This is a genomic window from Streptomyces sp. NPDC002144 (assembly GCF_053593695.1).
In genome coordinates this window covers 19985-45531 of the sequence record NZ_JBSFDB010000051.1, presented here as the reverse complement: position 1 = coordinate 45531, position 25547 = coordinate 19985, and the positions used below count along the sequence as shown (strand labels likewise).

Genomic DNA, 25547 nt, shown 5'->3' with positions numbered 1-25547 from the left:
CCCGTGGCAGGAGGCAGAAGGAGCATTCCCTTGTTCAGGTGTCCAAGTCGACAAAGATCTGCGGGTGTTGGGGGAGGAGGACCAAGAGAGCACCGATGGAGGGGCCTCTGAGGGAGAGAGGCGTGTGGCGAAGAAGCAGCGTGGGGTGCGCATCCCGTGGGTGAAGGACTCGCTGGGCAACGAGTACGACCGGTCCGAGATCGACCGTCAGCCGCACCCGCGCTACGTGATGGCCCTCAAGTGCGGCGGGTGCGACCGGCTTGACCCAGTATCAGGCCGACGTGGGACCGAGCCGTTCGAGGAGTCGGGCACACAGCGGATCCGTGTCCGACAGGCCGAGTTCCGCGGTGATGGCCAGGGCTTGGGTCCACGCGGTGCGGGCAGGGTGCGCGCGATCGTCAGCGTCGTAGATGTCGCCGAGGCAGACGAGACCGGTGGCTTCGCTCAGCCGGTCCCCCGACTGGTGGAAAAGGTCGACGGCCTGCTGGTAGCGGTCGACGGCCTCGGCGTGGTCACCGAGCCGGTCGTGAATGTAGCCGAGGCTGTCCTGGATATGCGCCTGTCCGTTGAGGTCACCGGTCTCCTGGGCGAGTTCGAGAGCCTGAAGGCAGTGCTGGAGGGCCTGTTGGTGGTCGCCGAGTTGGGCGAGGATCCAGCCAATGTGGTTGAGAGCAGCGGACTGTCCGGCTCTGTCGACGGCGGCCCGGTGGTGGGCGAGGCTGGCGTGGGCATGGCTGAGCGCCTGCTGATGCCGGCCCTGGTTCTCGGACATCCGGGACAGGTGCTGATGGATGCGGGCCTGCCCGGCCTCGCTGCCGATCTCACCGAACAGTTCCAGCGCCCGCAGGTAGTGGGCGCGCGCGTCTGCGGTACGGTCCAGTCGGTCCTCGGCGAGGCCGAGACCTCGGTGGGCCTCGGCCTGCCCGACGACATCGCCATGGAGCCGGGCTGCGTCCAGCGCGGTGGTATGCGCCGTGACCAGCGCCCGCCAATAGCCGTGCCGGTCGAGATAGGTCGTCAGCGCCGAGGCGAGCTGCCAGGCGTGGCGGTGGAAACCGGCTGCGGGTGCCTGCTCCACGGCGGCGAGCAGGGCAGAACGCTCGGCGGTGAACCAAACCTGTGCATGTTGATGGCTTGACAACTCCTCGGCCTCGGCGCCCGGTTGGGCGGACGGCAGCGGAGCCGGGCTGGGCCGGGGTGTCAAAAGGGCGTCTGCGCGGTGGGCCATGTGCAGGTAGTGGTCGAACAGGCGGTACGCCGCGGCGTGCCGGATGCCGTCGCCGTCGTAGCTGGCAGCCAGCTCGGCGGCGTAGGCGCGCAGCAGGTCGTGGAAGGCGTACCGGCCGACGACGGGTTGTTCGGTGAGCAGATGTCCATGCACCAGTTCGGCGAGCAGTTCACGGGCGCGGGCGGCCGGTACGCCGGCCAGGGCGGCGATGGCCGGGAGCGCGGCGTCGGGACCGGGATGCAGACCCAGTAATCGGAAGAGCCGGGCGGCCTGCGGACTCAGCGCCCGGTACGACCAGGAGAACACCGCCCGCACCTGGCTGCTCGCCTCCCCGCCGTCGAGGGCGTCCAGGCGCCCGTCGGCCTCGCACAGTTCCTTGGCGAGTGCCGCTAGCGGCAGATCGGGTTGAGCGGCGGCCCGGGCAGCGACGATCGCGAGCGCGAGTGGCAAGCCCGCACATCGGCCGATGATCTTTTGTACGGCATCGGGATCGGCCTCCACCCGATCCTCGCCCAGCCGGCGGATCAGCAGTTCTCGGGCCTCACCGGCATTGAGCATGCCGACGTTCAGCAGCTGCGCCCCCTCGGTGGCGGCCAGACCGATCAGGGATCGACGGCTGGTGATCAGCGCCAGACAGCCGGGCGACCCGGGCAGCAGCGGACGTACCTGTTCGGCGCTGCGGGCGTTGTCCAGCACTACCAACATCCGGCGCCCCGCCAGAAGGCTGCGGTACAGCCCGACCTGCGCCTCCAGACCGGCCGGGATCCGGGCCGGCGGCACCCCCAGAGCGTCCAGGAACCCCAGCACCGCTTCCGCCGAGCTCATCACGGACCCGCTGGGAGCGAAGCCACGCAGGTTAACGTACAACTGACCGTCAGGGAAGGATCGTTGGGCCCCCCGCGCCCAGTGCACGGCCAACGCGGTCTTGCCCACCCCTGCCGCGCCCGACACGGCTGTGATCACTACCGCTGACGGCTGGTCCGTCACTGAGAGGAGGACTTTGTCCAACTGGGCGAGCTCCTTGCCCCGCCCGGTGAAGCCGCTTACTCCCATGGGCAGTTGGACGGGCGCAGAGGTAGGCGGGACCGTGGCCCTGACCGGCGCCCCGGGCCCCGGCCGTGCGACCGTCTCGGCTCGGCCTCCGCGCAGAATCGACTCGTGGACCTTCTGCAGCTCTGAGCCGGGGTCCGCTCCCAGTTCCTCGGCGAGCCGCTTGCGGACGTTTGCGTAGGCGTCCAGCGCCTCGGCGCTGCGCCCGGCGGCGTGCAGTGCCCGCATCAGCGCCTCGGTCAGAGGTTCCACCAGCGGATACTGGTCCGCGAGGTCGGTCAGCGGACCGATCACGGCAACGGGATCACTCACGCGTGACTCAAAATTCGCCCAGGCGACGGCGGCGTCGACGTGCTGCCTCCGCCAGGCCTCCCGCACCTGTTCCACCCACTGCCCACCGAGCCCGGCCAGCGGCTCCCCGTGCCACAGCCCAAGGGCTTCGCGCAACAGGGCCGCGCGAGCCTCGTCTGTCCGGCCCGATGCCCGGGACCGGCCGACCCGCTGCCGGAACTGGTGGATGTCCACCTGCTCCGGGCGGGCCTCGAGCAGGTACCCGCCCGATCGGCGCACCAGGCGTAGAGGGGACTGTCCCGACTCCTCGGTCTGCTCGCACAGTCGGCGCAGCCGAGCCACGTGGGCGTGCAGCGCACGCCGCGCCCCGGCCGGCGGATCGACGCCCCACACCCGTCGGATCAGCACGTCCACCGTGACGGGCCGACCGCTGTCCACCGCCAGCGCGGCCAGCACCGTGCGACGCTGCGGCGGGCCGACCTCAGCCGTGCGGCCCCACACCGAGAGCTCCACGGATCCGAGAAGGCGCAGTTCCACCACGAAGCCCCCACCCCTTGTGCTGCTTTTCTTCACCCACTACGCACATTCTCGCGACGGGTGACAACCTTTCGACAACGTTCTCAGCCACACTCGAAATTCACTCTGATACCGCGGACTTCAGTCTGCTGGGACGGAGAGTCCCACGCACACCGGCGCACCGCCCGCCTGACGGCGGTACGAGGAGCCGGTCGCGCGGCTTTGAGGAGGAGAGGGACGTGAACGAACAACGACGAACGACAGCAACAAGTACCGCGCAGTTACCGGCGCATCGGCCGAACCGACCGCACGAGCCGCACGCCGGGCATGCCGCGCCGCATCCGCAGCCTTCACCGGACGCCTCGGACGGCGGCGGGCGAAGCGTCATGGAGGGCGCCGTCGCCCTCCTGTGACCAGCGCCGCGGCGAAGTCAGGGCGCAGCGTTTCCACTTCGAGGGTGCACCGAGCGCCGGCCACCCGTGCTGCGCAGCGCGACCCGATTGGACGGGAAGGTGGTCCTCAAGTGCACGGCACAGGGGCCGGACTTACAACGCCCGGCGAGGTCTGGCAGACGGTCCAGGAAGACGCAGCCACGAGCATGCGTGAACGCGCCGCGCTCGACGACGGTGACAGCTTTGCCCGGGGTTCGGAGGTCCGGTCCGGCACAGTAGACGGCGGTCAGAGCGCCGTACTCGGTGGCAGCAACCAGCCAGTGCACCCTTTGCGCGTCCAGACGGCCCCGAAGAGACCGGCCACCGCCAAGAAAGGCGCAAGAGACTCTGCAGCGGCGTTCCGCCTGCCCGATGCCGGGAAGTCCCTGCGGTGTCATCGCCCTTACCAGCCGGTCCGAGGGCGGTGCGCGGTTGAGGGCCTCGGCTGCCACCAGGTTGACCAGACCGAGCACAGAGCGATTGGAACGCCGTCGAGGCAGACGGTCGTCCAGTCCGCCCTCCCCGTCGACGATCCGGAACCCGATGGTCACCAGCGCGCCCAGCGACACCTGGGGCAGACGTCCCGATCAGGTGCCAGGCGCTAGCGATGGAGCAGGTTGGGGGTGACGTCGACGAGGTCATTGATGCCGGCGTCGGCGAGACGGGTCAGGGCCGGCTGGGCGAAGCGCAGCTGTTGGCGCGCGCTGATCGGGGAGCAAGCCGGCGCTGGCGTGGCAGGTGTGCGGGTGCGGGCGTCGAGCCCGGCGGCAAGCTGCCCGGCCATCGGCCGGGGTGCAGATGCGCGGTGGTGCGGGCGTCGCCCGCAGCTTCGAGCCCGACGCGACGGCTGTCACCTTCACGAACGGCCCCGATGCGGTCCGGCCTGCGCACCATCTCGACAGGGTCGGCGGCCGCCATATCGGCTCCGACTGTGGGCCGCGCAGAGGAGCAGCACATGACATGCATGCAGTCGCACACCAAGATCATTTCGGATCAGCTCGCCCGATCACGGACACGTCGGACCGTAAGGAGGGGCACATATGACCGCGTGGGAAACGCACGGACTGCACGTGCGCGTACTGGGACCGCTGGAAGCCGTCGTGCACGGACGGGCCGTCGATCTCGGTGGCCCTCAACCAAGGGGAGTCCTTGCCCGGCTCGCTGCAGCTCCCGGACGGACGGTGAGTGTGGGGACCCTGGTCGACGAGTTATGGGGTCCGCGTCCTCCGCGGGACGCGCACCGCACGGTGCGCACCTATGTGTCGCGGCTGCGTGCGGCCTTGCGTCTCGTTGGCGGGGCCGACGCGGCGACAGCGCTGGTCACCCGCGCACCAGGCTACGAACTGCATGTGCACCCGGCCTGCATCGACGCCGGACGGTTCGAGCACCTCGTGGCCTCGGGCCAGCAGGCACTGGCGGCGCAGCCTCGGATCTCGTTCGAGTACCTGACTCAGGCGCTCGGGTTGTGGCGAGGCGATGCCTTCGCCGAGTTCGGTCACCTGCCAGGAATCGCCGCGGCAGCGGTCCAACTCGAGCGACGGCGGCTCTCGGCGACGGAGGCCCGGATCGAGTCCGCGCTCGCTCTGGGCCTCGATACGCAGGCCGCCGCCGAACTGGAGATGTTGGTCCAGGCGCATCCCACCCGGGAACTGCTGTGGGGTCAGCTGATGATCGCCTTATACCGTCTGGGACGGCAGGCGGACGCGCTGGGTGCGTACCGCACAGCAAGTGTCCTGCTCAGGGAGGAACACGGAATCGAGCCCTCGCCGGCCCTTGCCGGGGTGCATTCCCGGATCCTCCGGCATGACCCCGCTCTGGGCTGTGCGGAACGCTTCCCTCTGCCGCGGGTGGCCGTGCACGCTGCTCCAGCCTCGTGGTGACGACCGGCCGCACACCCGGGCGCGGGCGCTGCCTCGTTCAGGAAACGACGATGTGCACGAAGGCGTTCACCGAGTTCAGGCACTGGTTGCCGGTGCCGTTGTCGTGCGCGGTGTAGCCGTTGTCGGAATAACCGTCGTCCTCGTAGCCCAGCTTGAGGCTTCCCCCGCGGCCACCGACGACATACTGCCGGCCGACCACGTTAACCAGCCGCTCCAGGTCACCCGTCGCGCCGGGGATGGTGATCAGGCCGTGGTAGAGGTCGGAGTCGGAGGCCGGGTCGACGTACCGTTTCCAGGTCAAACCGCGACCGCCGGTCTGCACACAGCCCCCTGCGTTCACCGTGACGTGATCGCCGGGCAGGAAGGAGAAGGGGTACGTCGTCTCGTGCTCGGTGACGACCGGCTCGCTGATCGTGCAGTCGATCGGAAGTGTCGTGCCGGAGCAGCCGGGACTGTAGATCACATTCGCTGACTTCAACGCCGCGGGAACCCGTCTGACGTCACGGCCCGTGGACTGCCCGTGGTGGTTGCCCCCGCCCACTCCCGCAAGAGCCGGGCCGGCGGGTGCGGCGCCTGCGGTGGGGGCCGTGCCGATCGCCGCGCCCGCGGCCAGGGCCGCCGCAGCGACGAGGGTCATCACGCTCTTTCTCATGCTCCATCACTCCAACAATGGTGGGGTTGGCCGGTCGACGGTGCTCCGGCCCTGACTGCGATGAGTGTGGCGAGAGCCGTCCACAATCGGGCTGCAGACCGTCGACACCGCTCCGCGTGGCACGCTGCCAGGCACCGACTGCTGTACGACGGTCAGTGGCGCCCCGCCGCGGCTTCCGGCGAAGTACGAGCCGGACCAGAAGTGCCCGCCCCACAGGTACCGGCTTACGTGTGCGTCGTACTCCTTGTGCAGCAGGCGGGCGGAGACGCCCTTGAGGGAGTTGACCAGCTTGGAGAGCTGGACTTTCGGCGGGTACTGCACGAGCAGGTGTACGTGATCCTCTTCGCCGTTGAACTGCTTCAGGTCCGCTTCGAAGTCCGTGCAGACCTCGCGCATGTTCCCTTCGCAGCGCGTCAGCATCTCGTCCGTGAATGCCTTGCGTCGGTACTTGGTGACGAACACCAAATGCACGTGCAGGTTGTAGACGACGTGACGGCCGGTGCGCACATCGATGATCTGCAGGGGCCTACGCCATGCCTCGGCAGCCGACCGCTATCCACCGTGGTGACGAGGGTGGGTTCACCGCCCCTCGCACAGGCAGCGAAGATTCAGACGATCCTCAACGGTCATCATCTTTGTGCGGGATGGGCCGCGGTGGGAAAGGGGGCGCGAGGTGGGCAGGATGACCAGGAACCGAAGGGGCGCGGTGGCGGCTGCGCGGGTGGCGCGCAGACGTCGAGTACGGGCTGCCGGGCTGTGGTGGCGCGTGGACTTCGACGGCTACAAGGTGACGGCAGTACGGCGCTGGGTCCCTATTCCGGGAGTGCGCACACGTCGGATTCACTTGTCGGAAGTGATCAGCACGGATCTCCCTTCGATGGGTGGAGAGGATGAGCTGCGCCAGCGAATGCGCTCGACGTGCTCCCGCTCCTCGCGCCGGGCGGCGTCGCCGCGGCGCTGGGTCAGCCAGGCCGAGCCGAGTGTGCCTCCCACGTCCCACGAGCGCCACGAGCAGCCCTGTCGTCGACGAGTCCATTGTGCTTCCCCCTTCGCCCCGGTCCGGGCCGCCGTCAGTGTCCCTGGCAGGCGAACGCCGCCCACACCTCGAGGCCGGTCGGATCGTCGTCGTTGAAGATGTCCTGGATGGCGAGCGGCATGCCGTCGGGGATCTCGCGGTCCGGGTCCAGCAGCCACAACTGGGCCTCCCGCAACGCCCGTACAGGCGGGGCACCGGCGCGCAGACGGTCGTGGAACACGTACATCGGCAGGCCGGTCAGTCCGTCCGGCACCTCCCAGCGGGAGCCGACGACGCCGGTGGCTCCCGCGGCGAGGAAGGCCGTGGAGAGCGTCAGGGCCTCGTCGAAGTCCCCCGCCGTGTGGTCGCTCACGCAGGCGTCGAGAACGACCAGGCCACCCGGGGCGTCGTGCGGCATGCCCCGGGCCTGGCGCAGGATCTCGCGGATCGACAGGCTGCCGGAGCCGTCCCCGTCCTCGGGTGCGGCCAGCCGCAGGTGGGCGTCCAACGGTGAGGTGCCGGACGGGCGGGCGTGGCAGGCCAGGTGGAGGACGGACGCCCCGGCGCGTTCTCGGCCGGGCAGCGCGGCCAGGATCTCGGCGGGTGTGCCGGGGCCCGCTGCCTTGCGCACCTTGCCGAGCAGGAGGCCCTGCCGGTGGTGACGGTCGTGGATCTGGCGGGCCTCGGTGACGGCACCGAGCAGGGTGTCGTCCGGGTCGCCGACGATCACCGGGTGGGCGTCGAGCGGCAGTCGCGGGCGGCTGATCACCTCCTGGAACTGCCGGGCGGAGGCAGCGTAGGAGAGGGTGAGACGCGCGACGGCGCGCACCGGCCGGCCGCCATGGCGCAGGCCGCTGCTCAGCAGGGCGGCGTGCCAGGGAATGCCGCCCAGTTCGCCGAGCGGCACCAGGACCAGGGCGGGTTCGGGGCCGGCCGCGCTGATCAGGGGCGAGCGGGCGAGCGGTCCCATCACCACCGGGCCGGCCCAGTCGCACAGTTCCTGCAGGGCGGTGCGCCAGCGGTCCTCGGCGACCTCACCGGGCTGCTGCACGCGGCCTGGGAAGGAGCAGAGCCCCGATGACCCACACCGTCTCCGCCGAACAGGAGCGTCGCGAGGCGGACCTGGTCGAGCGCGTCATCCGTTCGTTCGACGGCTGTTCCGACCCGCGACTCAAGCAGCTGATGACCTCGCTGGTGCACCATCTGCACGCCTTCGCCCGCGGGGTCCGTCTGACCGAGGAGGAGTGGACCAAGGGCATCGAGTTCCTGACCGCCGCCGGGCACATGACGGACGACAAGCGCCAGGAATTCATCCTCCTCTCCGACGTACTCGGCCTTTCCATGCAGACCATCGGCATCAACAACGAGGCGTACGGCGACGCGACCGAGGCGACCGTCTTCGGTCCGTTCTTCGTCGAGAACAGCCCCGAGATCCCCCTCGGCGGCTCCATCTCCGGCGTCGCGTCCGGGGAACCGTGCTGGGTGGAGGGCACTGTCTCTGACAGCGAAGGACAGCCGGTCGCCGGTGCGCGCATCGAGGTCTGGGAGGCCGACGCGGAGGGCCTCTACGACGTCCAGCATGACGACGGCCGGACCGCGGCCCGCGGGCATCTGTTCTCCGAAACCGAGGGACGCTACTCGTTCTGGGGCGTCACGTCGACGCCATACCCCATCCCCGACGACGGCCCCGTGGGCAAGATGCTCGCGGCCGTCGGTCGATCCCCCATGCGGGCCTCGCATCTGCACTTCATGGTCACTGCCGCGGGGCAGCGCACGCTGGTCACCCACATCTTCGTCAGCGGTGACGAACTGCTCGACTCGGACACGGATTCGGGGTCAAGGAGTCCCTGGTGAAGAAGTTCGAACGCCAGGTCCCCGGCTCCCCGACGTCGGACGGCCGGGCGGTGGACGACTCGTGGTCACGGGTCTCCTTCGACATCGTGCTGGCCCCTGCCGGTACGTGATCGTGTGGCGCAGGCGGAAGGGGTCGGGCCTCGACGCGGTAGCGGGTGCGCCGGGGCCCTGCTGGGCACCAGTACCCTCCACCCCGGCCGGGACGGGACCCCCGAACAAGTGCGGCCGCGATTCGTGCCCGGCGGCGTCCGGCCCACAGGAGATGAGGACAACCCCTGGGGACCGCACCCGCCTGGCCTACAGCGAGATCCACGACGACGCGGGCTGCAGTGTCCAAGACGACTCCGCCGTCACAACGCGCCCTCACCCGGACGGTGGAACCGCCCGCAGACTGTCGCCACCCCTGTGACAGAGGGAAAGCCAGGCTCCAGCGCCGTGACTCCCCGCACGGCGAGCATGCTCCCAGGCCGGTGATCTTCGCGCGGTCCGCACACAATGATCCCGGCTGCCCAGCCACAGGAGGACGGCAGGCTGGGCGCCGGTTCAACACCGCCCCACACCGCATGCAGGGAGCCCCCATGGCGATGACGCAGACCTTGATACCGGTGCTGGAGGATGCCCGCCACGCGCATGCCGCCGCGCGTGACCGGCTGCGGGCGGATGCAGCGCTCGCGCCGCCCGGCGCCCACCGGCAGATGCTTGAGCGCGAAGCCGATGAGATGCAGGGCCGTGTGCACCGCATCGAAGGCCATGTCCGCGGACTGCGGCCCCGCGGTCTGCTTGGCGGCGCGGCCGACATGGCGCGGTTCGCCGCCCGCACCGCCGTCAGAACAGCCACGCTTCCGCTGGCCATCGGACAGAAGACGGTGACGGGGGTGATGCACGGCCGAGGGCCGGTCGATGACCAGCAGCTGCTGAGGAACACCGAGGACGAGTACGCCGCCACCGCCCGGGCCCTGGCCACCGCTCGCGCCGGCGAGGTCCTCGCCGACCAGGCCCAGGACCCCACGACCCGGCACCTGCTGCAGGAACTGTGCAGCCAGGACCAGGAGCTGCTGGCGCTGCTCGAGGACAGCCTCGCCCGGCAGGCCCGGCTCGTGGCCGCCGCAGGCGACGGCTTCCGCGTGGAACAGACGGCGAACGGCGGTCTTACCCATGCGGTCGCCCGCCCGCTGCGGGCTGTTGCCGACCGGCTGCGCCAGGCGGCACGCCCCGGGCAGAGGCCCGAAGACGAAAGGCCGGTGACGGAGGAGCCGGAAGTGACCGTCGCGGCCGAGCAGATCCAAGGCGCGGTCAGCAGCGAGGAAAGCCTGCCGATCGTCGGCTTCAGCCAGCTCAGCGTCGAGGAGATCGAGCGGCGCCTGCCCGCCTTGTCCGAGTCCGACCTGCGCGTTCTCGAGGGGTACGAGCGCACGCACGCGCGCCGCAAGCATGTCCTGGAAGCCATCGAGCGGACGTTCGCCAGTACGCGGTGACCAGCGAGGTTCGGTCCTCCAACGCAAGGCTCCATGGTCGGCCCTTGCGGACCGAGTCCGCACCGGCGCGACGCAGCATAGTCACCAGCTGCCCGAAGGCGCGCGGGCTCAGCCCGGAGAACGGTGGTATCCAGGAAGGCTCCGACGCCGTGATCACACCAGCCACGGCAAGATCATTCCACTGTCGGCCTGCCGGCCAGGTCCCGCCCGCAGCATGGAAATCAGGCGACCCGGCCTGGCGCATCGTCCAGGATGACCTCATGAGTCAAGACCTGGTGACGTTCCTCCACGCACGGCTGGATGAGGAGGCCGACCTGGCCCGACGCTGCGACGGTGACGGCTGCGGGGAGTGGACCGCTCAGGGGCACACGGTCGACTTCTGCCAAGGAGAACTCTCCGGCTTCCATCCCACGATCGCCCTGCACGTCGCGCTGCACGACCCGGCTCGTGTCCTGTGGGAGGTCGAGGCCAAGCGACGCGTGGTCGCCCGCCATGTCCTCAGTCCTGCCACGGGCGACCCCGAACTACCGTGGGACAACCGCGATGACTGCCAGTACGACGGCGAGACCTGGCCATGCGATGACCTGCTCGACCTCGCGTCACCTTACGCCGATCACCCTGACTACCCCCGACGCCCCTGAGACGGAGATCGTTTTACGGGACAGCCGTTAGGCGGAGCTACGGTATAGAGGCGAACGCGCTCCTTGCCCGCCCCTAAAAGACCAGCAGACAACAAGAATGCCCCCTGCCCCCTGACGCTCTCGGACCGGCAACGGCCGTCAGGCGCGTCCGTGTGCCTCCTGTGAGCGTCGTGCCAGGGCGTCGATGAGTACGGCGGCGAACAGGACGCCGCCCGTGATGACGAACTGGATCGCGGTGGGGGTGTCCGTGATCGCCATGCCCGAGGCGATGGACTGGATGACCAGCATCCCGAGCACCGCGGACCAGGTCGTACCGCGCCCGCCGAACAGGCTCGTGCCGCCGATGACGGCCGCCGCGATGGCGTTGAGGAGCAGCACGCCGGAGCCCGAGCTCTGGCTCACCGAAGTGATACGCGAGGCCAGGAACAGGCCGCCGACCGCGGCCATGGTGCCCGACACCGCGAGCACCGCCGTCTGGACCCCGGTCACGTTGAGGCTGGCGCGCCGGGCCGCCTCGACGCCGCCGCCGAGGGCGTACACCTGCCGTCCGTAGTGTGTGCGGCGCAGCAGGATGTCGAGCCCCGCCACCACCACGAGGAAGATCAGCAGGGCCAGGGGCAGCCCCTGGAACCGGTTGAGCAGATACGCCGAGGTGAACGCGACCACCGCGAGCGCCGCCGTGCGTAGGGCGATCTCGCTCAGCGAGCGGTGCGGCATGTTCGCCGCCGTGCGGCGGCGCAGGTCCAGGTACGACACCAGGAAGACCGAGCCCGCCGCGAGCGCCGCCAAGCTGTAGGCGACGGCGTCGTTGGTGAAGTAGTAGCTGGTCAGATCGGCGAGGAAGCCGTTCTCGGCGAGGTTGATCGTGCCGCTGGTGCCGAGGATGTAGAGCATCAGCCCGTTCCAGGTGAGCAGCCCCGCGAGCGAGACGACGAACACCGGCACCCGGGTCTTGGCGCAGGAGAAGCCCTGCACGGCTCCCGCCGCCGTGCCGGTGAGCACCGCGAGGATCAGGGCCAGCCATTCGGGCACACCGTTGTTCACGTTCAGCACCGCGAAGACGGCCGCCGCGAGGCCGCTGATCGAGCCGACCGACAGGTCGAGTTCACCGATCAGCAGCACGAAGACGATGCCGACCGCGATCAGCCCCGTGCCCACGATGTCCACGCTGAGGTTGGACAGGTTACGCGGCGAGAGGAAGTTCGGGTTGAGGGACTGGAAGATGATCCACACCGTGGCGAGCACGAGGACCACGGGGAGTGAGCCCGTCTCCCCGGCCCGCAGCCTGCTCCGGAAGGAGGCCGCGCCGCCCTTCGCGGCGTGGGCGAGGGCATGGCGCAGCCGCGGCCGGCGCGTTGTGGTGGCGGGTGCGGCGGACTCCGCCGGCTGGCTGTCCTCCATACGGCGCATCCCGCTCACCATCCCGCCTCGTGCGCGGGCGGCCGGCGCGGCATGTTCTCCGTGGCACCCGTGATGGACGAGATGATCTGTTCCTGGGAGGCGGTGTTGACGTTGAAGAAGCCGTTGTTGCGGCCGAGACGCAGCACCGCGGCCCGGTCCGCCAGCGCCTTCACGTCACCCATGTTGTGGCTGATCAGCAGCACGCCTATACCGCGGTCGCGCAGCGCGTCGACGAGGTCCAGGACCTCGGTGGTCTGCTCGAATCCCAGCGCCGCGGTCGGTTCGTCCAGCAGCAGCACCCGGGGCTCGCCGAGCAGCGAGCGGGCGATGGCGACCGTCTGCCGCTGGCCGCTGGAGAGCGACACCACCGGGGCGCGCAGATTGGGAACGGTCCTGGTCAGGCGTTTGAGCAGTTCGAGGGTACGGCTCTCCATCTCCATCTCGTTGAGGAACCCGAACCTGCGGATCTCCCGGCCGAGGAACAGATTGCCGACGACATCGAGGTTCCCGCACAGCGCGAGGTCCTGGTAGACGGTGGCGATGCCGAGGTCCCGGGCGTCGTGCGGGCGTCTGATGTGGACCGGCCGGCCCTCCCACTCGATGACGCCCCGGTCCGCGGGGGCCACGCCGGAGATCACCTTGACGAGGGTGGACTTGCCGGCCCCGTTGTCGCCGAGCAGGGCGACCACCTGCCCGGCCCGTATCTCCAGCTCGACGTCCCGCAGGACCTCGACGACACCGAAGCGCTTGCACACCCCGCGCAGCGCAAGCAAGGGGGGAGCCGACACGGACATCATCTCCTTCCCGGGGCTTGTCAGGTCAGTCCGGCCTTGCTGCAGGCGCTCGCCAGCCGGGGCACACAGATCTGCCCGACGGTGTAGACGCCGTCCTTCACCAGCGTGTCCTTGATGTTGCCGACGGTCACCGAGACGGGTGTGAGCATGACGGCCGGAACCTGTTTGCCGCCGGTCGGTCGCACGGTGTCCTTGGCGACCCGGTCGAGGGCGGCACCATGGGCCGCGGTCACGGCCATGGTGGCCCCGGCCGAGGCCTCGGGACCGAAGGGCTTGTACACGGTCATGTACTGCTCGCCGCCGACGATGCGCTGCACAGCCCCGAGCTCGGCGTCCTGCCCGGTGACCGGGGGCAGCGGGTCGACCTTGTTCGCCTTGAGCGCGGAGATGCTCCCGGCGGCCAGCCCGTCGTTGGCGGCGTACACCCCGTGGATGTTGGCGACCCCGAGAGCGGACAGCGCGCCGGACATGTTCATGTTCGCGGTCTCCGGCCGCCACTGCAGCGTGTCGTAGGCCTTGCCGATCTTCACCCGGCCCGCGAGCACGGACAGGGCACCCTTTTTGAACTGTGCCGCGTTGGGGTCGCTGGGATCGCCGTTCATCATGACGATCTGCCGCTTGCCCGCGCTGTCGTCACGCATCGCCCTCAGCAGGGCCCGGCCCTGGAGTCTGCCGACCTCCTGGCCGTCGAAGGAGACGAAGCCGGAGATCGGGCCCTCAGCGAGGCGGTCGTAGGCGATGACCGGGATATCTGCCTGGGCCGCGTCCCTGACCTCGTTGGCCAGCGATCGGGCGTCCACGGCCACGAGCACGATGGCGTCGACCCCCTTGGTGATCATCGAGTCCATCTGCTCCTGCTGGATCGCCACATCGTTCTTGGCGTTGGCGTGCTCGACCATGCAGTCGGCGCACAGCTGTCTGATCTTCTTCTCCAGCAGGGGCCTGTCCTGTGCCTCCCAGCGGGCCGTGGTGGCGTCCGGCAGCAGCAGACCGATCCGCGGCGCGCTCTGGCCGTCGGGGTCGCCGCCACCCGACCCGCAGGCGGCGAGAGAAACGGCCATCGGGATCACGCCCAATGTCAGCACCACGTGCCGTATGCCGGCCCTCAACCGAAAGACCTCCTTCGTCGGCGTCGTGTGCGTGGGGAGAAGGAGCGCATGCAGAGCGGCGACCCGGATTCGTGCGTGGTCCGGTCGGCCCGTACGCACGACGACCGATGCCCTGCGACGGTACGAGCCCGTATGGGCCGGGCGGCCACGTCGGTACGGACGGCCGCCCAGGCGGTGCGGGGGCTGCGCCCGGCCGGCCCCGTACCGGTGGCGATGTCATCGAGCATGGCGATACCCGGCCTCCTCCCATTCCACGGGTACGGCCGGGCGCCGACGCTAGAGGTCCGCCAGGAACGTGCCGCGTGGACGCGACGAGACGACCATGTCGCCAGTGTGGCACCGGGCGGGGCGATCGGCACTCTGCGGGTTTGCCCGTATATGCAATTCTGGTGTGGGGGCCCGATCTCAGTCGCGTCTGTGGTACGGACGGGAAGTAGGTTGCGGACATGCCTCATGACGGCGCCATCCGGGCCGCAGTGTCCGGACCGGGTGTATCCGGGGCCGACACCGCGGACACCGCTGCGCCGCCTCCGCTTCCGCAGGCGGCGGGCGAGCGGGCCCCGGCCTTCGCCGGAGTGGCCCTGGCCGCGGTGTACGTACCCGGCGGCGCCGACAAGCGGGAGCTACGGCTGGCCGAGACGGCCCGGTGGGCCGCCTCCGACTACCAGCTGCCCGAGCATCTGAACCTGCCCGGAGGCTCACCGGCGGAGCACGCCCTGCGCGCCGACCGGCCGCTGTGGCTGGCTCCGGCCGCACTGGCCGCCTACCCCGAGGGCGGGCCCACGCCACGAGCGGACGCGTCACTCGGCGCGCTGCCCCTCAGGAGCGAGGACGGGCGGCTCGGCTGCCTCGTCGTGGTGGGGACCGGCCCGGACGGCTTCTCCGCCGAACAACGGCACTTCCTCGAGCGGTACGCCGACGCGGTCGCCCACCTGCTGCCCTCCGCCGTCGGCCGGCCCGAGCCGTGGGCGCTGCTGGACACCGCCCTGCGCAATCTGCGCGTCGGCTCCTTCGTGCTGCTGCCGGACACCGGCCGGATCGAGGCGGACCGGACCCTCCTCGACCTCGTCGGCATCACCCCGGACGACTTCGACGGCAAGGCGGACACCCTGCTCGCGCACGCCCTTCCGGAGGACATGCACGCCCTGGTGTCGGTCCTGGAGCCGGCCACCCAGACGTTCGGCCGGCGTGAGCTGGAGTTCCGCGTCCGTGGTCCCACCGGTGAGATGCGCTGGCTGAGCCTGAGCTGCCGGGTGGTGGAGGCCACCGAGGACCGGCCCGAGCTGGTGCTGGGCGTGGTGACGGCCACCTCGGTCCTGCGCCGCAGCGAGGACGAGGTCTCCAGGATCCAGTGGCTCACGGCCGCCCTGGACGACGCCGACACGGTCCGCGACGTCAGCCGCGTCGTGGTCGCCGCGCTGCGGGAGCCGCTGGGCGCCGACCGGGTGGCGCTGGCCGAACTGCAGGGCGAGCGGCTCATGGTCACCGTGCTGGACCCGCCGCAGCCCGACGCCTGGCCCAAGGCCTGGCGCGACGAGTGGCGCACGGAGTGGCCCGACGCGCCCCTGGGCGCCCTGCCCACCCTGCAACTGGCCCTGCAGGACGGACGGATGGACCTGTGGCCCGCCGGCACCGCCTTCGAACCTGGCCTCGAGGGCATCGGTACCGGAGGCCTGGCCGTACTGCCCCTGCCGGCCAGGGGACAGGTGGCCGGGGTGTGCCTCGTCGGCTGGGACGAGCCGCACGAGTTCGAGCCCGACGAGCGGTCCCTGCTGACCGCCACAGCGGCCCTGGCCGGACAGGCCCTCAAGCGGGCCCACGAGCACGACGCCGAGCAGCAGCTCGCCACCATGCTCCAGCGCAGCCTGCTGCCCCGCCGCCTGCCCGAACTGCCCGGCGGACTGGCCGTGGCCCGTTATCTGCCCGCCCGGCGGGGCCTGCAGGTGGGCGGCGACTGGTACGACGTCATCGCCCTGTCCGAGGACCGGGTGGCGCTGGTCATCGGGGACGTACAGGGACACAGCGCCGGAGCCGCGACGATCATGGGGCAGATGCGCACGGCGGTCCGGGCCTACGCGGTGGAAGGGCACCCGCCCGACGTGGTCGTCAGCCACGCCAACCGCCTCCTCGTCGGCATGGAGACCGATCTCTTCGCCACCTGCTGCTATGCCGAACTGGACATGGAGGAGGGCAACACCCTGTTCGTACGGGCCGGGCACCTCGCACCGCTGGTGCGGCTCCCCGACGGCAGCACCGAGGAGATCGAGGTGGAGGGCGGACTCCCGCTCGGCATCCTCGAGGACGCGGAGTTCCCCATGACCGCGGTCGCGCTGTCGCCCGGCACCGTGCTGGCCCTGGTCACCGACGGCTTGGTCGAGGCCGTCGGCCTGCCCGTGGACGAGGGCATGGCCCTCACCCGGGGCGCACTCGCCGCGGCCAATCCGGCGGACCTCGGCCGCATGGCCGACGAGCTGCTCGGCGACGTCGGCCGCCGCGAGGACGACGTGGCGCTGCTGCTGCTGCGCTACGACGGCATGGGGACCCGCCCCACCCGGGCCGGCTGGGTGGTGTGGCGGCTGCCCGACGCCGTCATGCACGCCCGCCGCTTCACGGCGCGCACCCTTCGCAGCTGGCAGGCCGAGGAGGTGGCCGACGCGGTGCTGCTGGTCGTGTCCGAACTGGTCACCAACGCCCTGGTGTACACCCAGGGCCCGGTCCGCCTCGATATGGTCCTGCGCGGGGACCGGGTCCGGGTCGCCGTCAGCGACTCCTCGCCGCGGGCGCCCGCCAAGCCGGTGATCGCGGACTGGGAGGCCACCGGCGGCCGGGGCCTGATGCTGGTCGAGGCGATGTCGGAGTCCTTCGGCACGACGCCGGTGGCGGGCGGCAAGCAGGTGTGGAGCGAGATCGTCGTACCGCACGAGCCGGATCCCGGGGTCTCCGAGACCGGAACGCTTTGAGGGGGCCAGCCGTGACCTTCCGCAGAGTGCACCTCCTCGCGGCGCTCCTCGCCGTACTCCTGACGCTGTCCCAGGCGGCCTGCGGGGACGAGGGCGACGGCAAGGCGGGCGCGAACGGCTTCGCCGTGGGCCTGCTGCTGCCGAGCCGGTCGCTGCCCCGCTGGGAGCACTCCGACAAACCACTGATCGAGCAGCGGGTGAAGGAGCTGTGCCCGCACTGCACCCTGGAGTACGCCAACGCCGACGACGACGTGGCCCGGCAGCGAGCACAGATGGACTCCATGATCACCAAGGGGGTCAAGGTCCTGATCCTCGATGCCGCGGACACCAAGGCCGTGCGTTCCTCGGTCCGCGAGGCCCGCGCCGCGGGCGTACCGGTCGTCGCCTACGACCGGCTCGCGGAAGGCCCGATCTCCGGCTTCGTCAGCTTCGACGGCGGCGAGGTCGGCAGGCTCCAGGGCGAGGCGCTCCTCAACGCCATGGGCACTGCCAAGGCCCGGCAGATCGTGATGCTCAACGGAGACCCGACCAGCCCCAACGCGGCCTGGTACCGCCAGGGCGCGCTCTCCGTCCTCGCGGGCAAGGTGCGCATCGGCAGGGCCTACGACACCCAGGGATGGAGCACGGAGAACGCCCACGCCCATATGTCCGCCGCCATCGCCGCGCTCGGCCCGAACGGGATCGACGGCGTCCTGTCGGCCAACGACGCCATGGCCGCGGGCGCCATCGCCGCACTCAAGAGCGCCGGCGTCACGGCTCTCCCGCCGGTCACCGGCCAGGACGCCGACCTCGACGCCGTACGCCGAATCGTCAAGGGCGAGCAGTACATGACGGTCTACAAGCCGTTCCGCACGGAAGCGGCCGCGGCCGCCAAGCTGGCCGTCGCGCTGGGCCGCGGCCACGATCTGCGCACCATCGCCCCGACGACCACGGACAGTCCCACCACCCGGAACATTCCCTCGGTCCTGCTCACCCCGCGCGTGGTGACGAAGGACAACATCGAGCAGACCCTGGTCAAGGACCACGTTTACACGATCGACCAGATCTGCGGCGGCCTCCGGACGGCCTGCGCCCGCATTGGCCTCACCGGTTGAAGTTCTCCCCTCCCTTCGCAAGCTCAGGAAGGGGATTCCCGTCTACCTTGCTGCGGCAGGTTGACGGTGTCACCCGCCCTGCGACCGCGCCTTCCGGTGGCCGGGACCTCCACGATGACGTGGCCGGTCCGGTACAGGTGCAAGATGTTCCTCGCTGCGTTCCAGTCGGCGTTCGCCGTCCAGCCGCAGTCGGGGTTCTTGCAGGAGGACAGTTCCTGGCTTTCTCGGCTGCCGGGTGTGGTGCATCCGCAGGTGGAGCATCGCTGGGAGGTGTGGGGGGCGGGGACCTTGACGAGCCGGCCGCCGTAGCGGGCGCTCTTGTACGTCAGCATCGTCACGGTCCGCCCCCACGCCTCCTGGGCGATGGAGCGGTTGAGTCCGGCCTTCGCCCTGGCCCCGTTGCGCAGGAACCGGCCGCGCTGCTCGGGGTCGGGCTTCGGCTGGGGGGCTTTGGTCATGCCGAGAATGTTGAGCTGTTCGACCACCAGCACACCGTACGTGCGGGCGAGGTAGGTGGTGGTCTGGTGCTGCCAGTCCACGGCTCGGCGCGTGGCTTTTGCTCGGAGCCGCTTGATCGGGTCGTAGAGGTGCTGCAACCGCTGGGAGGTCTTCTGAGCGCGTTTGCGGAACGTCTTGCAGTGCGCGGCCTGCCGCTCCAGCTTCAGGAGCTTGGCCTTCTCCTTCGCGGTCAGCCACTTGTCGCGGTCGGAGTCACCGTTCGGCAGGTGCGGCGGGCGCCCGTGGTCCTGGTGGTCCTTGTTGGACAGGGCGAGGGAGATGGTCACCCCGGCGTCGATGCCGGCCTCCGGCCCCGGGTGGGGCGCGGGGGCGCCTTCGAGGGTCTGGACGCGGAAAGCGATGTGCCAGCCCAGTGCATCCTTGACGAGGCGGGCACCAGTGATCCGGTTCTCCTTGTCAGCCCGCTGCCGACGGGGAGATCTTTGGTCCAGCGGAAGCGGACCCGGCCCACCTTGGGAAGGTTGACCATGCCCCACCGGCGGTGCACGCGGACGATGTTCAGGTCCCGGCCCTGCGGCACGTCGAGGGACATCGCGGAGCGGAAGCGGCCCTTGTAGTTGTTGCGGGTGGTGCCGTGCCCGCAGACTCGTCGTCATCCACTCTCCGGCCAACGGGTGGGAGCCCGCGATGACGGTCCACCTGCATCTGCTCCGACAACGCCGTGCTCAGTAAGGAGCCTTGCCATGTCCGCCGAGCCATTCGAGGTCAGCATCACCGAAGCCGAGATCGCGGACCTGCGTGAACGATTGCGACGGACACGGTGGCCCGAGCGAGAGCCGGTGGACGACTGGTCACAGGGTTTGCCGCTGGCGTATGCGCAGGAGCTTTGCCGCAGCTGGGCCGAGGAGTACGACTTCGGGTTCGCCGAGCGGCTGAACGTGTTCTCGCAGTACCGCGACACGATCGACGGCCTGGGCATCCACTTCCTGCACGTCCGCTCGCCGGAGCCGGACGCGTTCCCGCTCGTGCTCACGCACGGGTGGCCGGGTTCGGTGCTCGAGTTCCTGGAGGTCCTCGGCCCGCTGACCGACCCGCGCGCACACGGCGGTGACCCGGCCGACGCGTTCCACGTGGTCGCACCGTCGTTGCCCGGGTACGGCTGGAGTGACAAGCCGTCGACGACCGGGTGGGGCATCACTCGCACCGCGCGTGCCTGGGACACGTTGATGGTCTTGCTGGGTTACGAACGGTACGGCGCGCAGGGCGGTGACTGGGGTTCGGCGGTGTCCGCAGCGCTGGGCGAGGTGGCGCCCGAGCGGGTCGCCGGCGTGCACCTGAACCTGGGATCCGTGGCGGCGGGCACGTTCGACGACCCGACGCCCGCGGAGCTGGCGAATCTCGAGGCCGAGAAGGAGATGCAGCGCACCGGCCGGGGGTACTCGGCGATCCAGGCGACCCGGCCTCAGACGCTCGGCTACGCTTACCGACTCCCCGGCGGGGCAGGCCGCCTGGATCGCCGAGAAGTTCTGGGCGTGGACGGACAACGACGGCCATCCCGAGGACGCGTTGTCGCGGCAGACGATCCTCGACGAGATCTCGGTCTACTGCTTCACCGCGTCGGCCACGTCGTCGGCGCGCCTGTACTGGGAGAGCTTCGCCAACTTCCGGGACAAGGTGACCGCGCCATCCGGTCTGTCGGTCTACCCGCGCGACATAACCCGCCCGTCGAGGCGGGAGGCCGAGCTGCGGTTCACCGACCTGCGCTGGTTCGAGGAGCTGCCGCGTGGCGGCCACTTCGCCGCGCTGGAGCAGCCGGAGTCGCTGGTCGAGCAGGTGCGCGGGTTCTTCCGCCTGTTCCGCTGACTGTCAACGGCTCGGCACTCACGGCGCTGACGGAGGTCAAAGGACTTCCCAATGGCGGTCGTCAAGCCGTGGAGGCGGGCTGTGGCCCCCCCGGCAGGAGCGGAGTCAGGCCGCTTGGCCGTATCCGTCCGCGGCGGGGTCGTCGCCGCGCAGTGGGCTGAAGTCGGCGTCCAGGTGCGGGTCGTACGCCTCAGGCTGGATGCCGCGTTCGTGGGTGGAGTATTCGCCGAAGCGGCGGATGTGCTCGGTCGGGTACGGCGAGATGTGGGCCAGGTCCTCGGGGTCGATCTCCCAGCCCTCCTCTTGAGCTGGCGAACGATCTCGACGATGTCCAGGGCGTTGTGGAAGATCACCGCGTTGGTGAGCAGCGCGTTGAATTTCATGGTGCTGCGCCGCCTGTGTGGGATCACCGACGGGGACGTCGCCACCCTCCTGGGCCTGCCGCTGGCCACCGTCCGCTCCGACGAACGCCACGACGTCCACTTCCTCGAGAGCGTCCTGTGCCCGCAGCCCGACACCGAGCAGACCGAGACAGAAGGGATTACCTCATGACCCGCATCGACGACATCCTGTCCCGGGCCCTGCTGGCCCGCGGCCGCACCGTACCCCGCGACATCGTCCCCGCCCACGACACCCCAACCACCCGCCCCCGCCCGCCGGCTGACACCGACACACGCACGCTGACCGGAGCGGTGGAGAATCTGCGGGCCCTGTGCGAGACCCTGCTCACCCACACCCCGCCCACCGACGTCGCCGATTTCGTCACCGACCAGGTCCCGGCACCCCGCAGCGCGCTCGTGCTGGCCTGCGTCCTGCAACTGACCGACACCGAAGACGGGGCACCCTTTTGGTGGCAGTACGCGGCCGGCGCCGGGCAGGCGGCCGCCGCCTACTGCCTCTACCTGCACCACCTGGCCCTGGGCGAGGACGACACCGCCGACTGGTGGCACCGCCAGACCGACGACGTCCAGCCCCAGCCCAACTCTCCCGACCCCAACCCCGACGCCGACCCGACAGACCATGGTCTCCCGCCGCTGGCACCCGGCCGAACACCGGATCACCAGCACATCCACCACCACCATCCTCAGGGTGCGGCGCCACCTGGCGAAGTACACCGCCCGGCCCCGCCCGGCCGCCGTCACCGCACTCATGGCCTACGTCCCCACCGCGGTCACCGCCGGCTACCTTCGCCAGCCAGGGATAGAACTCCCCGTTCCCGGGCCCGGCTTCGTCAAGCGCCTCAGCATGCTGCTGGCCGCGGCCGCGGCCCGTCCCGACATTCCCAGCAGCCTGCCCGCCCGATCGGAAACTGCCTACCGTCCCTTCCCCGACGTCCCACACGACCCGGAACCTCGCCCCTCCCCCCTTGAAACGGCGCAGCCCCAGGTGGGGGAGTCGGCTACCGGCTGACCATGTGCTGCCGCTCGCCCCGCCGACAGGGCGAGCGGCAAAAGGTGACAGCCGCTGGATGAGCTCCTGCTTGTTGTCGTCGGCCGACTGGCGACGGATGGGCCGGAGTCGTCGTCGCACTCGCCGCCTCGTCCTCGCAGTCGCTGACGCATCCGAGGACGAAAAGCCCGCCGTCACAGGTCAGCCGGAGGGGGGACCTCCTCGCCGGGACACCAGAGGAGACCTGGGCTTTAGAGGTGTTCGGCCCGCAATTGCGGCGACGCGCTTGCTGGGGCCTGTGGTTCCCTGTGCATCGCGGCCCCGTGAGGGGGGTCGTCCTGGCGAAGATCCGAGCCGCCGCACCGCCTCGCCGGTAGTCGCCGGGTCTTGAGGGGGCAGGGTCCGGGGAGGTCGGCTCGGGTTGCTGCCGCGGTGGTCGCCGGTATGCCGGGGCAGTCACCTCGCCGTTGCATTCCGTCCGAGCCGACGCCCGACTGGTCAGGTGGCCGGCATGGCTGAGTTCGGCGGGCTCTTTGCCGGGGTCATCGGGGCCCTCCTTCGTGGATACCCCCGGCTTCAGCCGGGGGAGGAAACGAAGTCCCTGCGGAGTAGGGCAGGAAGAGCCGGTTCGCCGTCAGGGCGGACCGACGGCCACCGCACACCGGCCGACACCCAGTGCTCACAGAGGAGCTGATACGGTGTGAGGTATGGCGGAGCAGGTCAAGCGGGCGTTCAAGTACCGCTTTTACCCCACGGACGCGCAGGCGGCGGAGCTGTCGCGCACGTTCGGCTGTGTCCGCCTGGTGTACAACAAGGCGCTGGAGGAGCGCACCCGGGCCTGGTACGGCGAGCAGCGCCGGATCTCCTACGTGCAGTCCTCCGCCGCGCTGACGGAGTGGAAGAAGACCGGGGAACTCGCCTTCCTGGCCGAGGTGTCCTCCGTCCCGCTCCAGCAGGCGCTGCGGCATCTGCAGACGGCGTTCGCCCACTTCTTCGCCAAGCGGGCGCAGTACCCCCGCTACAAGTCGCGGAAGAAGTCCCGCGCCTCGGCCGAGTACACCCGCAGCGCCTTCACCTGGCGCGACGGACAGCTCACGCTGGCGAAGATGGCGCAGCCCCTGGACATCCGCTGGTCGCGCCCCCTGCCCGAGGGTGCGGTGCCGACCACGGTGACCGTGTCCCGGGATGCGGCGGGACGCTGGTTCGTGTCCCTGCTGTGCGAGGACAGCATCACGCCCGCCGCCGCGACCACGAATGCGGTTGGCCTGGATGCCGGGATCACCTCGCTGGTGACCCTGTCCACCGGGGAGAAGATCGCCAACCCCCGGCACGAGCGGCGGGATCGCGCCCGTCTTGCCAGGGCGCAGCGGGAGCTGGCGCGCAAGGCCAAGGGCTCGGCGAACCGGGCCAAGGCACGGCGCAGGGTCGCCAAGGTCCATGCGCGGATCGCCGACCGGCGCCGGGACTTTCTGCACAAGCTGTCGACTCGACTCGTCCGCGAGAACCAAGTGGTCGTGATCGAGGACCTGACCGTCCGCAATCTGCTGAAGAACGGGCGCCTGGCGCGCGCGATCTCGGATGCGGCCTGGGCGGATCTGCGCATGATGCTGGAGTACAAGTGCGCCTGGTTCGGGCGCGACCTCGTCGTGATCGACCGCTTCTTCCCCTCCAGCAAGTTGTGCGGGGGCTGCGGCACGGTCGCGGCGAAGCTGCCGCTGAACGTCCGCGCGTGGACGTGTGAGCAGTGCGGCGCGGTGCATGACCGCGACGTGAACGCGGCGCGCAATATCCTGGCCGCCGGGCTGGCGGCAGCAGCCTGTGGAGACGGTGTAAGGCCTCAACGGGAGTCCTCCCGGACGGGGCGGTCGTCGGTGAAGCAGGAATCCCAGCGGGCGACCGCTGGAATCCCCCGCCTTTAGGCGGGGGAGGAAGTCAAGGGCTGACTCCTGCTGCTGCTGCCTGTGCAGAGTGCCCGGTGAGGTGTTCGGGGCGCAGGATCGTGTCGAGTTGGGCGATGGTGAGCATGCCGGTTTCGGCGGCGACGTCCTTGATGGGGCGGCCGGCGGCCGGCGGCCAGGGCCTGGCGGCCGAGGTTGGTACTGGCGGCGTAGTCGATGTGCGGGGTGAGTGCGGTGACCAGTCCTATAGAGCGGTGCACGCTGTCGTGGAGGTGGTCACGGTTGGCGGTGATGCCGGGGATGCAGTGGGTGGTGAGGGTGTCGCAGGCGGCTCGCAGGTGGGCGAGGGAGCGCAGCAGGCTGTAGGCGATGACCGGTTCGCAAGCGTTGAGCTGGAGTTGGCCTGCTTCGGCGGCCATGGTGACGGTCAGGTCGTTGCCTATGACTGCGAAGGACCTGATTGACGACTTCGGGGATCACCGGGTTGACCTTGCCCGGCATGATGCTGGATCCGGCCTGGACGGAGGCAGGTTGATCTCCCGAAGCCCGGCGGTGGGGCCGGATGAGGTCAGGCGCAGGTCGTTACAGGTCTTGGTGAGCTTCACGACGAGTCGCTTGAGGACGCCGGATAGCTGGACGAAGGCACCGCAGTCCTGGGTGGCTTCGATGCGGTTGTCCGCGGGCTGGACGGGTTCGCCGCTGATCTCGGCGAGGCGGGCGCAGACGAGTTCGGTGTAGCGGGGGTGGCCGTTGATGCCGGTGCCGATGGCGGTGCCGCCGAGGTTGGACTCCAGGAGCAGGGCGGTGGTTTCGGCGAGGCGCTCGCGGTCCTCTTCGATCATGACGGTGCAGGTGGTGAATTCCTGGCCCAGGGTCATGGGGACGGCGTCCTGAAGCTGGGTGCGGCCCATCTTCAGGATGTCGCTGAACTCGGCTGCTTTCGCGGTGAAGGCGGCGGCCGGGTTGCCCGGGCAGTCGTCGAACCGGCGCAGTGAGGTGGCGAGGGCGGGGCGGACGGCGGTGGGGTAGACGTCGTTGGTGATCTGGCCCAGGTTGACGTGGTCCAGGGGATGGATGACCTCATAGTGGCCGCGGGGGTGGCCGAGGATCTCCAGGGCCCGGTTGGCGATGACCTCGTTGGCGTTCATGTTGGTCGAGGTGCCGGCCCCGCCGTGGACGGGGTCGACGACGAACTGTCGGCGAGGTGCCCGCCGTGGATCTCCTCGCTCGCGGCGATGATCGTCCCGGCCAGGTCCTGGGACAGCAGGCCCAGATCGCGGTGGGCTGTCGCTGCGGCTTGTTTGACCGCAGCCAGTGAGGCGATCAGTTCCGGGAACTGGGCGATGGTGGAACCGGTGATCGCGAAGTTTTCCACCGCCCGCACCGTGTGCACGCCGTAGTAGGCGTCGGCCGGGACCTCCTTGTCTCCCACCAGGTCGTGTTCGATGCGTGTGTTCTGTGCCATCTGCGCTCCTAGCCATCACCGCCGGCCCCGGCCGACGTGCTCGTGCGGGACGTCTTGACAGGTCGCCGTCTTCGGCCCAGTC

Annotated in this window: 16 protein-coding genes and 5 pseudogenes; 10 read left to right on the top strand and 11 right to left on the bottom strand. The window is 70.1% G+C overall.

Features of this window, described 5'->3' with window-relative positions; all coding sequences use genetic code 11:
• Positions 1-271: 271 nt before the first annotated feature.
• Together ACWCQ1_RS42970 and ACWCQ1_RS42965 are read right to left on the bottom strand one after the other, a co-directional pair.
• Positions 272-3109, bottom strand: a complete 2838-nt coding sequence (locus ACWCQ1_RS42970; protein WP_451028984.1) for a BTAD domain-containing putative transcriptional regulator — start codon at positions 3107-3109, stop codon at positions 272-274.
• Between the two features lie 1008 nt (positions 3110-4117).
• Complete coding sequence (locus ACWCQ1_RS42965) at positions 4118-4300, bottom strand: hypothetical protein (RefSeq protein WP_133049839.1); 183 nt, start codon at positions 4298-4300, stop codon at positions 4118-4120.
• A gap of 256 nt (positions 4301-4556) precedes the next feature.
• On the opposite strand from ACWCQ1_RS42965, the gene ACWCQ1_RS42960 reads away from it, so the two are divergent.
• Positions 4557-5396 carry an AfsR/SARP family transcriptional regulator gene (locus ACWCQ1_RS42960; protein ID WP_358610721.1) on the top strand — a complete coding sequence of 280 codons (840 nt, stop codon included), beginning with the start codon at positions 4557-4559 and terminating at the stop codon, positions 5394-5396.
• Positions 5397-5433: 37 nt separating this feature from the next.
• On the opposite strand, the gene ACWCQ1_RS42955 is transcribed toward ACWCQ1_RS42960, so the two are convergent.
• The 3 genes and pseudogenes from ACWCQ1_RS42955 to ACWCQ1_RS42945 all read right to left on the bottom strand — a co-directional run bounded on the left by ACWCQ1_RS42955 (position 5434) and on the right by ACWCQ1_RS42945 (position 8114).
• Positions 5434-6048 carry a hypothetical protein gene (locus ACWCQ1_RS42955; RefSeq protein WP_133049841.1) on the bottom strand — a complete coding sequence of 205 codons (615 nt, stop codon included), beginning with the start codon at positions 6046-6048 and terminating at the stop codon, positions 5434-5436.
• A gap of 132 nt (positions 6049-6180) precedes the next feature.
• A pseudogene (tnpA, locus tag ACWCQ1_RS42950) lies at positions 6181-6570 on the bottom strand (IS200/IS605 family transposase); the annotation flags it as partial.
• Between the two features lie 548 nt (positions 6571-7118).
• The gene (locus ACWCQ1_RS42945) at positions 7119-8114 is read right to left on the bottom strand and encodes a CHAT domain-containing protein (protein WP_451028983.1); all 996 of its coding nucleotides are present in this window, start codon (positions 8112-8114) and stop codon (positions 7119-7121) included.
• Positions 8115-8140: 26 nt separating this feature from the next.
• Between ACWCQ1_RS42945 and ACWCQ1_RS42940 the strand changes: the two are divergent.
• Both ACWCQ1_RS42940 and ACWCQ1_RS42935 read left to right on the top strand, forming a co-directional pair.
• A pseudogene (locus ACWCQ1_RS42940) lies at positions 8141-9027 on the top strand (dioxygenase family protein).
• 468 nt (positions 9028-9495) lie between these two features.
• Positions 9496-10392: a hypothetical protein gene (locus ACWCQ1_RS42935; protein WP_358605510.1), complete on the top strand. Its 897-nt coding sequence runs from the start codon at positions 9496-9498 to the stop codon at positions 10390-10392.
• Here ACWCQ1_RS42935 and ACWCQ1_RS42930 read toward each other — a convergent pair.
• Positions 10370-10558: pseudogene (locus ACWCQ1_RS42930) on the bottom strand (IS5/IS1182 family transposase); the annotation flags it as partial. The gene ACWCQ1_RS42935 and the pseudogene ACWCQ1_RS42930 sit on opposite strands and share 23 nt — an antisense overlap.
• Positions 10559-10652: 94 nt before the next feature.
• Between ACWCQ1_RS42930 and ACWCQ1_RS42925 the strand changes: the two are divergent.
• On the top strand, positions 10653-11033 hold the full coding sequence (locus ACWCQ1_RS42925) for a DUF6221 family protein (protein WP_358605507.1): 381 nt from the start codon (positions 10653-10655) through the stop codon (positions 11031-11033).
• A gap of 138 nt (positions 11034-11171) precedes the next feature.
• Here ACWCQ1_RS42925 and ACWCQ1_RS42920 read toward each other — a convergent pair whose 3' ends face one another.
• The 3 genes from ACWCQ1_RS42920 to ACWCQ1_RS42910 are packed head-to-tail and all read right to left on the bottom strand — an operon-like array spanning position 11172 to position 14337.
• On the bottom strand, positions 11172-12443 hold the full coding sequence (locus ACWCQ1_RS42920; protein WP_358605504.1) for a sugar ABC transporter permease: 1272 nt from the start codon (positions 12441-12443) through the stop codon (positions 11172-11174).
• Positions 12444-12448: 5 nt separating this feature from the next.
• A complete protein-coding gene (locus ACWCQ1_RS42915) occupies positions 12449-13231 on the bottom strand; it encodes an ATP-binding cassette domain-containing protein (protein ID WP_358605501.1) in 783 nt (260 codons plus the stop codon).
• 17 nt (positions 13232-13248) lie between these two features.
• The gene (locus tag ACWCQ1_RS42910; protein ID WP_451028982.1) at positions 13249-14337 is read right to left on the bottom strand and encodes a sugar ABC transporter substrate-binding protein; all 1089 of its coding nucleotides are present in this window, start codon (positions 14335-14337) and stop codon (positions 13249-13251) included.
• A 446-nt stretch (positions 14338-14783) separates the two neighbouring features.
• On the opposite strand from ACWCQ1_RS42910, the gene ACWCQ1_RS42905 reads away from it, so the two are divergent.
• On the top strand, positions 14784-17297 hold the full coding sequence (locus tag ACWCQ1_RS42905; protein ID WP_451028981.1) for a SpoIIE family protein phosphatase: 2514 nt from the start codon (positions 14784-14786) through the stop codon (positions 17295-17297).
• 11 nt (positions 17298-17308) lie between these two features.
• Positions 17309-18391, top strand: a complete 1083-nt coding sequence (locus tag ACWCQ1_RS42900) for a sugar ABC transporter substrate-binding protein (protein ID WP_451028980.1) — start codon at positions 17309-17311, stop codon at positions 18389-18391.
• A 23-nt stretch (positions 18392-18414) separates the two neighbouring features.
• Here ACWCQ1_RS42900 and ACWCQ1_RS42895 read toward each other — a convergent pair whose 3' ends face one another.
• A complete protein-coding gene (locus tag ACWCQ1_RS42895) occupies positions 18415-19506 on the bottom strand; it encodes an RNA-guided endonuclease InsQ/TnpB family protein (RefSeq protein WP_451028979.1) in 1092 nt (363 codons plus the stop codon).
• A gap of 87 nt (positions 19507-19593) precedes the next feature.
• Between ACWCQ1_RS42895 and ACWCQ1_RS42890 the strand changes: the two are divergent.
• The 4 genes and pseudogenes from ACWCQ1_RS42890 to ACWCQ1_RS42875 all read left to right on the top strand — a co-directional run bounded on the left by ACWCQ1_RS42890 (position 19594) and on the right by ACWCQ1_RS42875 (position 24021).
• A pseudogene (locus ACWCQ1_RS42890) lies at positions 19594-20713 on the top strand (epoxide hydrolase family protein).
• A 327-nt stretch (positions 20714-21040) separates the two neighbouring features.
• Complete coding sequence (locus ACWCQ1_RS42885) at positions 21041-21265, top strand: hypothetical protein (protein WP_451028978.1); 225 nt, start codon at positions 21041-21043, stop codon at positions 21263-21265.
• A gap of 468 nt (positions 21266-21733) precedes the next feature.
• Complete coding sequence (locus ACWCQ1_RS42880; protein ID WP_451028977.1) at positions 21734-22123, top strand: hypothetical protein; 390 nt, start codon at positions 21734-21736, stop codon at positions 22121-22123.
• A 686-nt stretch (positions 22124-22809) separates the two neighbouring features.
• Entirely contained in the window at positions 22810-24021 is a 1212-nt protein-coding gene (locus tag ACWCQ1_RS42875; protein ID WP_451028976.1) for an RNA-guided endonuclease InsQ/TnpB family protein, read from the top strand.
• Positions 24022-24034: 13 nt separating this feature from the next.
• On the opposite strand, the pseudogene ACWCQ1_RS42870 reads toward ACWCQ1_RS42875, so the two are convergent.
• Positions 24035-25465 (bottom strand): annotated as a pseudogene (locus ACWCQ1_RS42870) (aspartate ammonia-lyase).
• Between the last annotated feature and the right edge of the window lie 82 nt (positions 25466-25547).